The sequence below is a fragment of the Pantoea sp. PNA 14-12 genome (assembly GCF_004364735.1).
In the GTDB taxonomy this organism is placed as follows: Bacteria; Pseudomonadota; Gammaproteobacteria; order Enterobacterales; family Enterobacteriaceae; genus Pantoea; species Pantoea stewartii.
Window position 1 is genome coordinate 1 of the sequence record NZ_SOAJ01000011.1, and the last position, 10,337, is coordinate 10,337.

21 protein-coding genes and 1 pseudogene are annotated in these 10,337 nt (G+C 50.9%); 21 read left to right on the forward strand and 1 reads right to left on the reverse strand.

Annotation, left to right across the window (positions count from 1 at the left end):
* The 3 genes and pseudogenes from tuf to bfr all read left to right on the forward strand — a co-directional run.
* A pseudogene (tuf, locus tag C7434_RS21570) lies at window positions 1–189 on the forward strand (elongation factor Tu); the annotation flags it as partial.
* A 177-nt stretch (window positions 190–366) separates the two neighbouring features.
* The gene (bfd, locus tag C7434_RS21575) at window positions 367–561 is read left to right on the forward strand and encodes a bacterioferritin-associated ferredoxin (RefSeq protein ID WP_033741530.1); all 195 of its coding nucleotides are present in this window, start codon (window positions 367–369) and stop codon (window positions 559–561) included.
* Window positions 562–667: 106 nt separating this feature from the next.
* A complete protein-coding gene (bfr, locus tag C7434_RS21580) occupies window positions 668–1,141 on the forward strand; it encodes a bacterioferritin (protein ID WP_006120580.1) in 474 nt (157 codons plus the stop codon).
* Here bfr and C7434_RS21585 read toward each other — a convergent pair.
* Window positions 1,128–1,901: an A24 family peptidase gene (locus tag C7434_RS21585; protein WP_133745896.1), complete on the reverse strand. Its 774-nt coding sequence runs from the start codon at window positions 1,899–1,901 to the stop codon at window positions 1,128–1,130. The genes bfr and C7434_RS21585 overlap by 14 nt on opposite strands.
* A gap of 401 nt (window positions 1,902–2,302) precedes the next feature.
* Here C7434_RS21585 and rpsJ point away from each other — a divergent pair, with 401 nt between their 5' ends.
* From rpsJ to rplR, 18 genes are all read left to right on the forward strand, one after another.
* Entirely contained in the window at window positions 2,303–2,614 is a 312-nt protein-coding gene (gene rpsJ, locus C7434_RS21590; protein WP_006120582.1) for a 30S ribosomal protein S10, read from the forward strand.
* Window positions 2,615–2,646: 32 nt separating this feature from the next.
* Window positions 2,647–3,276: a 50S ribosomal protein L3 gene (rplC, locus tag C7434_RS21595; RefSeq protein ID WP_006120583.1), complete on the forward strand. Its 630-nt coding sequence runs from the start codon at window positions 2,647–2,649 to the stop codon at window positions 3,274–3,276.
* Window positions 3,277–3,286: 10 nt separating this feature from the next.
* Window positions 3,287–3,892 (forward strand): 50S ribosomal protein L4, encoded by a 606-nt coding sequence (gene rplD / locus C7434_RS21600; RefSeq protein WP_006120584.1) that lies wholly within the window; start codon window positions 3,287–3,289, stop codon window positions 3,890–3,892.
* Window positions 3,889–4,191: a 50S ribosomal protein L23 gene (gene rplW, locus C7434_RS21605; RefSeq protein ID WP_006120585.1), complete on the forward strand. Its 303-nt coding sequence runs from the start codon at window positions 3,889–3,891 to the stop codon at window positions 4,189–4,191. The genes rplD and rplW overlap by 4 nt, the downstream gene beginning before the upstream one ends.
* A 17-nt stretch (window positions 4,192–4,208) precedes the next feature.
* Entirely contained in the window at window positions 4,209–5,030 is an 822-nt protein-coding gene (rplB, locus tag C7434_RS21610; protein WP_006120586.1) for a 50S ribosomal protein L2, read from the forward strand.
* 16 nt (window positions 5,031–5,046) lie between these two features.
* Complete coding sequence (gene rpsS / locus C7434_RS21615) at window positions 5,047–5,325, forward strand: 30S ribosomal protein S19 (protein WP_001138115.1); 279 nt, start codon at window positions 5,047–5,049, stop codon at window positions 5,323–5,325.
* 13 nt (window positions 5,326–5,338) lie between these two features.
* The gene (rplV, locus tag C7434_RS21620; protein ID WP_002919773.1) at window positions 5,339–5,671 is read left to right on the forward strand and encodes a 50S ribosomal protein L22; all 333 of its coding nucleotides are present in this window, start codon (window positions 5,339–5,341) and stop codon (window positions 5,669–5,671) included.
* A gap of 17 nt (window positions 5,672–5,688) precedes the next feature.
* Window positions 5,689–6,387, forward strand: coding sequence for a 30S ribosomal protein S3 (rpsC, locus tag C7434_RS21625; protein ID WP_006120587.1), 699 nt, complete (start codon window positions 5,689–5,691; stop codon window positions 6,385–6,387).
* A gap of 11 nt (window positions 6,388–6,398) precedes the next feature.
* Complete coding sequence (gene rplP, locus C7434_RS21630) at window positions 6,399–6,809, forward strand: 50S ribosomal protein L16 (protein ID WP_002438716.1); 411 nt, start codon at window positions 6,399–6,401, stop codon at window positions 6,807–6,809.
* Window positions 6,809–7,000, forward strand: coding sequence for a 50S ribosomal protein L29 (rpmC, locus tag C7434_RS21635; protein ID WP_006120588.1), 192 nt, complete (start codon window positions 6,809–6,811; stop codon window positions 6,998–7,000). The genes rplP and rpmC overlap by 1 nt, the downstream gene beginning before the upstream one ends.
* Complete coding sequence (gene rpsQ, locus C7434_RS21640; protein ID WP_006120589.1) at window positions 7,000–7,254, forward strand: 30S ribosomal protein S17; 255 nt, start codon at window positions 7,000–7,002, stop codon at window positions 7,252–7,254. The genes rpmC and rpsQ overlap by 1 nt, the downstream gene beginning before the upstream one ends.
* Before the next feature lie 168 nt (window positions 7,255–7,422).
* Window positions 7,423–7,794: a 50S ribosomal protein L14 gene (rplN, locus tag C7434_RS21645; protein ID WP_006120590.1), complete on the forward strand. Its 372-nt coding sequence runs from the start codon at window positions 7,423–7,425 to the stop codon at window positions 7,792–7,794.
* 10 nt (window positions 7,795–7,804) lie between these two features.
* Window positions 7,805–8,119, forward strand: coding sequence for a 50S ribosomal protein L24 (rplX, locus tag C7434_RS21650; RefSeq protein ID WP_003850150.1), 315 nt, complete (start codon window positions 7,805–7,807; stop codon window positions 8,117–8,119).
* Window positions 8,120–8,133: 14 nt separating this feature from the next.
* Complete coding sequence (gene rplE / locus C7434_RS21655; protein WP_006120591.1) at window positions 8,134–8,673, forward strand: 50S ribosomal protein L5; 540 nt, start codon at window positions 8,134–8,136, stop codon at window positions 8,671–8,673.
* A gap of 14 nt (window positions 8,674–8,687) precedes the next feature.
* On the forward strand, window positions 8,688–8,993 hold the full coding sequence (rpsN, locus tag C7434_RS21660) for a 30S ribosomal protein S14 (protein ID WP_006120592.1): 306 nt from the start codon (window positions 8,688–8,690) through the stop codon (window positions 8,991–8,993).
* Between the two features lie 32 nt (window positions 8,994–9,025).
* Complete coding sequence (gene rpsH / locus C7434_RS21665; RefSeq protein ID WP_006120593.1) at window positions 9,026–9,418, forward strand: 30S ribosomal protein S8; 393 nt, start codon at window positions 9,026–9,028, stop codon at window positions 9,416–9,418.
* A gap of 12 nt (window positions 9,419–9,430) precedes the next feature.
* Entirely contained in the window at window positions 9,431–9,964 is a 534-nt protein-coding gene (gene rplF / locus C7434_RS21670; protein ID WP_033741521.1) for a 50S ribosomal protein L6, read from the forward strand.
* A 9-nt stretch (window positions 9,965–9,973) separates the two neighbouring features.
* Complete coding sequence (gene rplR / locus C7434_RS21675; RefSeq protein WP_003850163.1) at window positions 9,974–10,327, forward strand: 50S ribosomal protein L18; 354 nt, start codon at window positions 9,974–9,976, stop codon at window positions 10,325–10,327.
* Window positions 10,328–10,337 lie beyond the last annotated feature (10 nt).

Sequence of the window (10,337 nt, forward strand, 5' to 3'; positions counted from 1 at the left end):
TTCCGTACCACTGACGTGACCGGTTCAGTAGAGCTGCCAGAAGGCGTTGAAATGGTTATGCCAGGCGACAACATCAAAATGGTTGTTACCCTGATTCACCCAATCGCAATGGACGAAGGTCTGCGCTTCGCAATCCGCGAAGGTGGCCGTACCGTTGGCGCGGGCGTTGTTGCTAAAGTTATCGCTTAATTGTGATCTCTGATGTGGCCACATGAGTGGCCACTGCAAAATAAAAAGAGCACTTCGGTGCTCTTTTTTTATGCCTGTCATTTAATCACGCAGGCTTTCTCCTCACAAAAGGTAGGTTTGAAATAAAAACGATTCGCATTTACACTGTGCGCACGAAATAGACCGGGTGATGAATAAATGTACGTCTGTCTGTGTAATGCCATCAGTGACAAAACGCTCCGTGAAGTCGTGCGCCGTTATCAGCCCAAATCTATCCAGCAGTTGCGCCAAATCGTGCCCGTGGGAAAGCAATGTGGAAAATGTATTCGGGATGCCCGCGCGATTATGGATGAAGAGATGCAGCACGCTCCGCAATATAAAGAAATCGCGTAAACGCACACACACCACCGACTTGATAATACCCACAATTTTCATCGCGTTTTTTTGACTTCTTTTTAACCGCATCTACGCTCAAATAAACATGAGCGGAGGAAGCGAAATGAAGGGCGATGCGAAAATCATAAGTCATCTCAATAAATTGTTGGGGAATGAACTGGTTGCAATAAACCAGTACTTCTTACATGCACGGATGTTCAAAAACTGGGGACTGATGCGTCTTAACGACGTTGAGTACCATGAGTCCATAGATGAAATGAAGCATGCGGATAAATACATCGAACGTATTCTGTTTCTTGAAGGCATTCCTAATCTACAGGATCTGGGGCGACTCAGGATTGGAGAAGATGTCGGGGAGATGTTGCAGTCCGATCTCAATCTTGAACTCGAAGGCGCAAAAGACCTGCGAGAAGCCATCGCCTATGCGGATAAAGTTCATGATTACGTAAGCCGCGATATGATGATCGCCATCCTCGAAGATGAGGAGCACCATATCGACTGGATTGAAACTGAGCTTGATCTCATTAGTAAGATGGGCATTCAGAATTACCTGCAGGCGCAAATCAAAGAAGAGTAAGGCTTTGACTAACGATAACTCCCCAGCCCGCGACGGCCAGGAAAGGACCAAAGGGAAGCGGGCTGTTCAGGTACCACGCCCGGTTCCTTATCCGCAGCGCGCCGAAAGCGATCAAGGCTGTCGTACAGGCAGTCAGGGCAATGAAGGGCAGGGCCTGCCAACCACACCATGCGCCCAGTGCGGCAAACAGTTTGATATCCCCACAACCTAATCCTTTCCGCCGCGTAACCTGTTGAAAAATTCCGGCAAGCAACCAAAGTGAACCATAGCCAAACATGACGCCACCGATGGCCGAACTGACCGTGAGTGGCTGAAAGAACATGAAACGTGAAAGACCCAGCCACAGGAGCGCGTGGGTGAGAACATCTGGCAGCAGGAAGTGGCGCTGGTCGATGGCCGCAAGGACGAGGAGCAAACAGGAAGCCAGAAGCGGAAACAGCGCATGAATGAGATTGTCGTAAAACAGGTAAGCCAGCAACAGGCAGAGCAGGGCGCCTGTCAGCTCAAACAGCACGGGCAGCAAACCGACCGGATGCGAACAAAACCGACAGTGCCCCCGCAACCACAGCCAGCTTATCAGCGGAACGCTGTCGTGCCACAGGATCGTGCGGCGACAGTAACTACAGTGGGAAGGCGGCGTCCACAATGACTGCAGCCAGCGACGTGGTGAAGCGGACGTATTAAAACGTTGACAGGCCAGGGCGAGAAAGCTGCCAAGCGCGCCGCCTGACAGGGAGACAGCAACGATGATGAGCAACACGATGACCTCCGGTTAACCTGATGTGATGACTGAGTCTGTCTGAACGCGTCCTCTGCGTCGCGGATAAGAAAAAGAGAATGGAAAACCGCGCCCAGAAAAAAAGGGGCGAAGACATCCGTCCTGCAGGGCTTCTGTGCAGACGTACACAAAAGCGTTAAACACAGTTTTATGTGGCAAATGTGCATCGTGGGTTGCTTCCTGAGCAAATCTACGTATAATGCGCGGGCCTGCCGATATTGGCAGGCGCGATTCGAGCTGAATCGCAGACGGCAGTTTGTTGGGCCGTCTGACAATACTCCCAACTGTGGAGTTATATGCTGAACGATTACACTCTCCCATCAATCGTAATGGGTTCGAGTAGTAATTTTTTTCGTCTATAAAATGTTTGGAGCCTTGGTCTCATGTCGAACCAAAGAATCCGTATCCGTCTTAAAGCGTTTGATCATCGTCTGATCGATCAATCAACCGCGGAAATCGTCGAGACTGCCAAGCGCACTGGTGCGCAGGTACGTGGTCCGATCCCGCTGCCGACCCGCAAAGAGCGCTTTACCGTTCTGATCTCTCCGCACGTTAACAAAGATGCGCGTGACCAGTACGAAATTCGCACTCACAAGCGTCTGGTAGACATCGTTGAGCCAACTGAAAAAACCGTTGATGCTCTGATGCGTCTGGACCTGGCTGCCGGTGTTGACGTGCAGATCAGCCTGGGTTAATCAGGTCATCGAGCGATTGAGAGGTTGAAACAATGATTGGTTTAGTCGGTAAAAAAGTGGGTATGACCCGCATCTTCACTGAAGATGGCGTATCTATCCCAGTAACCGTAATCGAAGTTGAAGCGAACCGCGTTACTCAGGTCAAAGGCCTGGAGAACGATGGTTACCAGGCAATTCAGGTTACCACCGGTGCTAAAAAAGCAAACCGTGTGACCAAACCTGAAGCTGGTCATTTTGCTAAAGCTGGCGTAGAAGCTGGCCGTGGCCTGTGGGAATTCCGCACCGCTGAAGGTGATGAGTATTCTGTAGGTCAGAGCATCAGCGTTGAAATTTTCGCTGACGTTAAAAAAGTAGACGTAACTGGCACCTCTAAAGGTAAAGGTTTCGCAGGTACCGTTAAGCGCTGGAACTTCCGTACCCAGGACGCAACCCACGGTAACTCCTTGTCTCACCGCGTTCCGGGTTCTATCGGTCAGAACCAGACTCCGGGCAAAGTGTTCAAAGGCAAGAAAATGGCAGGTCAGCTGGGTAATGAGCGCGTAACTGTTCAGAGCCTGGACGTAGTACGTGTTGACGCTGAGCGCAACCTGCTGCTGGTTAAAGGTGCAGTTCCCGGTGCTACCGGTAGCGACCTGATCGTTAAACCAGCTGTGAAGGCGTAAGGGGATAGCAATGGAATTAGTATTGAAAGACGCGCAGAGCGCGCTGACTGTTTCCGAAACTACCTTCGGTCGTGATTTCAACGAAGCGCTGGTTCACCAGGTTGTTGTTGCTTACGCATCAGGCGCCCGCCAGGGTACTCGCGCGCAGAAAACTCGCGCTGAAGTAACCGGTTCAGGCAAAAAGCCTTGGCGTCAGAAAGGCACCGGCCGTGCGCGTTCAGGTTCTGTAAAGAGCCCGATCTGGCGTTCAGGTGGCGTGACCTTTGCTGCTAAGCCACAAGACCACAGTCAAAAAGTTAACAAAAAGATGTACCGCGGCGCGCTGAAAAGCATCCTGTCCGAACTGGTACGTCAAGATCGTCTGATCGTTGTCGAGCAGTTCTCTGTTGAAGCACCGAAAACTAAGTTGCTGGCGCAGAAGCTGAAAGACATGGCGCTGGAAGACGTGCTGATCATCACCGGCGAACTGGATGAGAATCTGTTCCTGGCTGCGCGTAACCTGTACAAGGTTGACGTGCGTGATGCAGCGGGTATCGACCCAGTTAGCCTGATCGCCTTCGACAAAGTCGTTATGACTGCTGATGCAGTTAAGCAAGTTGAGGAGATGCTGGCATGATCCGTGAAGAACGTCTGCTGAAAGTACTGCGCGCGCCGCACGTATCTGAAAAGGCATCTAGCGCGATGGAAAAAACCAACACCATCGTACTCAAAGTAGCTAAAGACGCGACTAAAGCAGAGATCGTTGCTGCTGTTGAGAAACTGTTCGAAGTAGAAGTTAAAGACGTTAACACCCTGGTAGTTAAAGGTAAGGTTAAGCGTCACGGACAGCGTATCGGTCGTCGTAGCGACTGGAAAAAAGCTTACGTCACCCTGAAGGAAGGCCAGAATCTGGACTTCGTCGGCGGCGCTGAGTAAGTCGGAGGAGAAAGACAATGGCAGTTGTTAAATGTAAACCGACATCTCCGGGTCGTCGCCACGTCGTTAAAGTGGTGAACCCAGAGTTGCACAAGGGCAAGCCGTTTGCTCCATTGCTGGAAAAAAACAGCAAATCCGGTGGCCGCAACAACAACGGTCGCATCACTACCCGTCACATCGGTGGTGGTCATAAGCAGGCTTACCGTCTGGTTGACTTCAAACGCAACAAAGATGGTATCCCGGCAACCGTTGAACGTCTTGAGTACGATCCGAACCGCTCTGCGAACATCGCACTGGTTCTGTACAAAGACGGCGAACGCCGTTACATCCTGGCCCCTAAAGGCCTGAAAGCCGGCGACCAGATTCAGTCTGGCGTTGATGCTGCGATCAAAGCAGGTAACACACTGCCGATGCGTAACATCCCGGTGGGTTCTACCGTTCACAACGTAGAAATGAAACCAGGCAAAGGCGGTCAGATTGCTCGCTCAGCCGGGGCTTACGTGCAGATCGTTGCGCGTGAAGGTTCCTACGTTACCCTGCGTCTGCGTTCAGGTGAAATGCGTAAAGTCGAAGCTGACTGCCGCGCTACACTGGGCGAAGTCGGTAACGCTGAGCATATGCTGCGCGTTCTGGGTAAAGCTGGTGCAACCCGTTGGCGTGGTGTTCGTCCGACCGTTCGTGGTACCGCGATGAACCCAGTAGATCACCCGCACGGTGGTGGTGAAGGTCGTAACTTTGGTAAGCACCCGGTAACTCCGTGGGGCGTTCAGACCAAAGGTAAGAAGACCCGTAGCAACAAGCGTACCGATAAATTTATCGTACGTCGCCGTAGCAAATAATATTAGAGGATAAGCCATGCCACGTTCTCTCAAGAAAGGTCCTTTTATTGACCTGCACTTGCTGAAGAAGGTAGAGAAAGCGGTGGAAAGCGGTGACAAGAAGCCTTTGCGCACTTGGTCCCGTCGTTCAACGATCTTTCCTAACATGATCGGTTTGACCATCGCTGTCCATAATGGTCGTCAGCACGTTCCTGTCTTTGTTTCCGACGAAATGGTTGGTCACAAACTGGGTGAATTCGCGCCGACACGTACTTATCGCGGTCACGCGGCTGATAAAAAAGCCAAGAAGAAATAAGTAGGAGGAAGAGATGGAAACTTTAGCTCAACATCGCCACGCTCGTTCTTCTGCTCAGAAGGTTCGCCTTGTTGCTGACCTGATCCGCGGTAAGAAAGTGTCGCAGGCACTGGACATTTTGACCTACACCAACAAGAAAGCGGCTGTACTGGTCAAGAAAGTTCTGGAATCTGCCATTGCTAACGCTGAACACAACGATGGCGCTGATATCGACGATCTGAAAGTCGCGAAAATTTTCGTCGACGAAGGCCCAAGCATGAAGCGCATTATGCCGCGTGCAAAAGGTCGTGCAGATCGCATCCTGAAGCGCACCAGCCACATTACTGTGGTTGTGTCCGATCGCTGAGACTCTGGAGACTAGCAATGGGTCAGAAAGTACATCCTAATGGTATTCGCTTGGGTATTGTAAAACCATGGAACTCTACCTGGTTTGCGAACACCAAAGAATTCGCTGACAACCTGGACAGCGACTTTAAAGTACGTCAGTACCTGACTAAGGAACTGGCTAAGGCGTCTGTATCTCGTATCGTTATCGAGCGTCCAGCTAAGAGCATCCGTGTGACCATTCACACCGCTCGTCCTGGCATCGTGATCGGTAAGAAAGGTGAAGACGTAGAAAAACTGCGCACGGTCGTCGCGAAAATCGCTGGCGTTCCTGCACAGATCAATATCGCCGAAGTCCGTAAACCGGAACTGGACGCAAAACTGGTTGCTGACAGCATCACTTCACAGCTGGAGCGTCGTGTGATGTTCCGTCGTGCTATGAAGCGTGCGGTTCAGAACGCCATGCGTCTGGGCGCGAAGGGTATCAAAGTTGAAGTTAGCGGCCGTCTGGGCGGCGCCGAGATCGCACGTACCGAATGGTACCGTGAAGGTCGCGTGCCGTTGCACACTCTGCGTGCTGACATTGACTACAACACCTCTGAAGCGCACACCACTTATGGTGTAATCGGCGTTAAGGTATGGATCTTCAAAGGCGAGATCCTGGGTGGTATGGCTGCTGTTGAACAACCGGAACCGGCTGCTCAACCTAAAAAGCAGCAGCGTAAAGGCCGTAAGTAAGGAGAGTCGCTATGTTACAACCAAAGCGTACGAAATTCCGTAAAGTGCACAAAGGCCGCAACCGCGGTCTGGCGCAGGGTACGGATGTTAGCTTCGGGACTTTCGGTCTGAAAGCTGTTGGCCGTGGTCGTCTGACTGCCCGTCAGATCGAAGCAGCACGTCGTGCTATGACCCGTGCAGTTAAGCGTCAAGGTAAGATCTGGATCCGTGTATTCCCGGACAAACCGATCACCGAGAAGCCGCTGGAAGTGCGTATGGGTAAAGGTAAGGGTAACGTTGAGTATTGGGTTGCCCTGATCCAGCCTGGTAAAGTCCTGTATGAAATGGACGGCGTACCAGAAGAGCTGGCCCGTGAAGCATTCAAGCTGGCAGCAGCAAAACTGCCTATCAAAACCACCTTTGTAACTAAGACGGTGATGTAATGAAAGCAACAGAGCTGCGTGAAAAAAGCGTTGAAGAGCTGAACACTGAGCTGCTTAATCTGCTGCGTGAGCAATTTAACCTGCGCATGCAGGCAGCATCTGGCCAACTGCAGCAGTCTCATCTGCTGAAGCAGGTTCGCCGTGATGTTGCACGCGTTAAGACTTTACTGACTGAGAAGGCGGGTTCGTAATGACCGATAAAATCCGTACTCTGCAGGGTCGTGTTGTTAGTGACAAAATGCAGAAATCTGCTGTTGTTGCTATCGAGCGTTTCGTGAAGCATCCAATCTATGGAAAATTCATTAAGCGTACGACTAAGCTGCACATCCATGACGAGAACAACGAATGTGGAATCGGCGACGTGGTAGAAATCCGCGAATGCCGTCCACTGTCTAAGACTAAGTCCTGGACACTGGTTCGCGTTGTAGAGAAAGCAATTCTGTAATAGAATTTGCCCTCTTTAAAAATCTAATGAACGGCTCGAAAGAGCCGTTCATTTTTTCTACCCATCTGCGAGAACCGGTGTTATAATGCCGCGCCCTCAATTATGGGGCTTTCAATCGACCTGAGGTCTAGGTCCCGAAGTAGTAGTTGACATTAGCGGAGCACTGAAATGATCCAAGAACAGACTATGCTGAACGTCGCCGACAACTCCGGTGCACGTCGCGTAATGTGTATCAAGGTTCTGGGTGGCTCGCACCGTCGCTACGCAGGCGTCGGCGACATCATTAAAGTTACCATCAAGGAAGCAATTCCACGTGGTAAAGTTAAAAAAGGTGATGTCCTGAAGGCGGTAGTGGTGCGCACCAGGAAGGGTGTTCGTCGCCCGGACGGTTCTGTCATTCGCTTCGATGGTAATGCATGCGTTATTTTAAACAATAACAGCGAGCAGCCTATCGGTACGCGTATTTTTGGGCCGGTAACTCGTGAACTTCGTACTGAAAAGTTCATGAAAATTATCTCTCTGGCACCAGAAGTACTCTAAGGAGCGAACAATGGCAGCTAAAATCCGTCGTAACGACGAAGTTATCGTGTTAACCGGTAAAGATAAAGGTAAGCGCGGTAAAGTTAAGAACGTCCTGTCTTCTGGCAAGGTCATCGTTGAAGGTATCAACCTGGTTAAGAAACATCAGAAGCCTGTTCCGGCTCTGAACCAACCAGGCGGCATCGTTGAAAAAGAAGCTGCAATTCAGGTTTCTAACGTTGCTCTCTTCAATGCGGCAACCGGTAAGGCTGACCGTGTAGGCTTTAGATTCGAAGACGGTAAAAAAGTCCGTTTCTTCAAATCTAATAGCGAAACTATCAAGTAATTTGGAGTAGTACGATGGCGAAACTGCATGATTACTACAAAGACGAGGTAGTCCAGAAACTCATGTCTGAGTTCGGCTACAATTCTGTCATGCAAGTCCCTCGGGTCGAGAAGATCACCCTGAACATGGGTGTTGGTGAAGCGATCGCTGACAAGAAACTGCTGGATAACGCAGCAGCTGACCTGGCAGCAATCTCCGGTCAAAAACCGTTGATCACCAAAGCACGCAAATCAGTTGCAGGCTTCAAAATCCGTCAGGGCTATCCGATCGGCTGTAAAGTAACTCTGCGTGGCGAACGCATGTGGGAGTTCTTTGAGCGTCTGATCACCATTGCTGTACCGCGTATCCGTGACTTCCGTGGCCTGTCCGCTAAGTCATTCGATGGTCGTGGCAACTACAGCATGGGTGTACGTGAGCAGATCATCTTCCCAGAAATCGACTACGACAAAGTCGATCGCGTTCGTGGTTTGGATATTACCATTACCACTACTGCGAAATCTGATGATGAAGGCCGTGCTCTGCTGGCTGCCTTTGACTTCCCGTTCCGTAAGTAAGGTAGGGTTACTTAATGGCTAAGCAATCTATGAAAGCACGCGAAGTTAAGCGTGTGAAATTAGCAGACAAATTCTTCGCAAAACGCGCTGAACTGAAAGCGATCATTTCTGATGTGAACGCTTCCGACGAAGACCGTTGGGATGCCGTTCTCAAGCTGCAGAGTCTGCCGCGTGATTCCAGCCCTTCACGTCAGCGTAACCGCTGCCGTCAAACAGGTCGTCCGCACGGTTTCCTGCGGAAGTTTGGGTTGAGCCGTATCAAGGTCCGTGAAGCCGCAATGCGCGGTGAAATCCCGGGTCTGAAAAAGGCTAGCTGGTAATTGTCACCAATTGAATCACGGGAGTAACACAGATGAGCATGCAAGATCCGATCGCGGATATGCTGACCCGTATCCGTAACGGTCAGGCCGCGAACAAAGTTGCGGTCACCATGCCCTCCTCCAAGCTGAAATTGGCAATTGCCAACGTGCTGAAGGAAGAAGGCTTTATTGAAGATTTTAAAATCGAAGGCGACACCAAGCTGGAACTGGAACTGACTCTTAAGTATTTCCAGGGCAAAGCGGTTGTAGAAAGCATTCAGCGAGTAAGCCGTCCCGGCCTGCGCATCTATAAGAAAAAAGATGAGCTGCCAAAGGTAATGGCTGGTATGGGTATCGCTGTCATTTCTACATCGAAAGGTGTTATGACTGATCGTGCAGCGCGCCAGGCTGGTCTTGGTGGCGAAATTATCTGCTACGTAGCGTAATCGGAGGATACTATGTCTCGTGTTGCTAAAGCACCTGTCGTTGTTCCTGCCGGCGTAGAGGTAAAACTCAACGGTCAGGTAATTTCGATTAAAGGTAAAAACGGCGAGCTGACTCGTACTATCAATGATGCTGTTGAAGTTAAGCATGCTGACAACACCCTGACTTTCGCTCCGCGCGAAGGTTATGTTGACGGCTGGGCGCAGGCGGGTACTTCTCGCGCGCTGCTGAACGCAATGGTTATCGGTGTTACCGAAGGCTTCACTAAGAAGCTGCAGCTGGTTGGTGTTGGTTATCGTGCTGCCGTTAAAGGCAACGTAGTTAACCTGTCTCTGGGCTTTTCTCATCCAGTTGATCACCAGCTGCCCGCGGGTATCACTGCAGAGTGTCCGACTCAGACTGAAATCGTGCTGAAAGGCGCTGATAAGCAGGTGATCGGCCAGGTTGCAGCTGACTTGCGCGCCTACCGTCGTCCTGAGCCTTATAAAGGCAAGGGTGTCCGTTACGCCGACGAAGTCGTGCGTACCAAAGAGGCTAAGAAGAAGTAAGGTAACACTATGGATAAGAAATCTGCTCGTATCCGTCGTGCGACCCGTGCACGTCGCAAGCTCAAAGAGCTGGGTGCTACTCGCCTGGTGGTACATCGTACCCCGCGTCACATTTACGCACAGGTAATCGCCCCGAACGGTTCCGAAGTTCTGGTTGCTGCTTCTACTGTAGAAAAAGCTATCACTGAACAACTGAAGTATACCGGTAATAAAGAAGCCGCAGCTGCTGTAGGTAAAGCTATTGCAGAACGCGCAATCGAAAAAGGCATCACTGGTGTTTCTTTCGACCGTTCCGGTTTCCAATATCATGGTCGCGTCCAGGCACTGGCAGATGCTGCCCGTGAAGCTGGCCTTCAGTTCTAAGGTAGAGGTC

Coding starts and splice junctions, on each gene's coding strand:
- rplF (WP_033741521.1), top strand. CDS start 9,431: ATGTCTCGTGTTGCTAAAGCACCTGTCGTTGTTCCTGCCGGCGTAGAG.
- rpsC (WP_006120587.1), top strand. CDS start 5,689: ATGGGTCAGAAAGTACATCCTAATGGTATTCGCTTGGGTATTGTAAAA.
- bfd (WP_033741530.1), top strand. CDS start 367: ATGTACGTCTGTCTGTGTAATGCCATCAGTGACAAAACGCTCCGTGAA.
- rplW (WP_006120585.1), top strand. CDS start 3,889: ATGATCCGTGAAGAACGTCTGCTGAAAGTACTGCGCGCGCCGCACGTA.
- rpmC (WP_006120588.1), top strand. CDS start 6,809: ATGAAAGCAACAGAGCTGCGTGAAAAAAGCGTTGAAGAGCTGAACACT.
- rpsH (WP_006120593.1), top strand. CDS start 9,026: ATGAGCATGCAAGATCCGATCGCGGATATGCTGACCCGTATCCGTAAC.
- rpsN (WP_006120592.1), top strand. CDS start 8,688: ATGGCTAAGCAATCTATGAAAGCACGCGAAGTTAAGCGTGTGAAATTA.
- rpsJ (WP_006120582.1), top strand. CDS start 2,303: ATGTCGAACCAAAGAATCCGTATCCGTCTTAAAGCGTTTGATCATCGT.
- rpsQ (WP_006120589.1), top strand. CDS start 7,000: ATGACCGATAAAATCCGTACTCTGCAGGGTCGTGTTGTTAGTGACAAA.
- rplP (WP_002438716.1), top strand. CDS start 6,399: ATGTTACAACCAAAGCGTACGAAATTCCGTAAAGTGCACAAAGGCCGC.
- rplR (WP_003850163.1), top strand. CDS start 9,974: ATGGATAAGAAATCTGCTCGTATCCGTCGTGCGACCCGTGCACGTCGC.
- rplB (WP_006120586.1), top strand. CDS start 4,209: ATGGCAGTTGTTAAATGTAAACCGACATCTCCGGGTCGTCGCCACGTC.
- rplN (WP_006120590.1), top strand. CDS start 7,423: ATGATCCAAGAACAGACTATGCTGAACGTCGCCGACAACTCCGGTGCA.
- rplV (WP_002919773.1), top strand. CDS start 5,339: ATGGAAACTTTAGCTCAACATCGCCACGCTCGTTCTTCTGCTCAGAAG.
- rplC (WP_006120583.1), top strand. CDS start 2,647: ATGATTGGTTTAGTCGGTAAAAAAGTGGGTATGACCCGCATCTTCACT.
- rpsS (WP_001138115.1), top strand. CDS start 5,047: ATGCCACGTTCTCTCAAGAAAGGTCCTTTTATTGACCTGCACTTGCTG.
- rplE (WP_006120591.1), top strand. CDS start 8,134: ATGGCGAAACTGCATGATTACTACAAAGACGAGGTAGTCCAGAAACTC.
- bfr (WP_006120580.1), top strand. CDS start 668: ATGAAGGGCGATGCGAAAATCATAAGTCATCTCAATAAATTGTTGGGG.
- rplD (WP_006120584.1), top strand. CDS start 3,287: ATGGAATTAGTATTGAAAGACGCGCAGAGCGCGCTGACTGTTTCCGAA.
- rplX (WP_003850150.1), top strand. CDS start 7,805: ATGGCAGCTAAAATCCGTCGTAACGACGAAGTTATCGTGTTAACCGGT.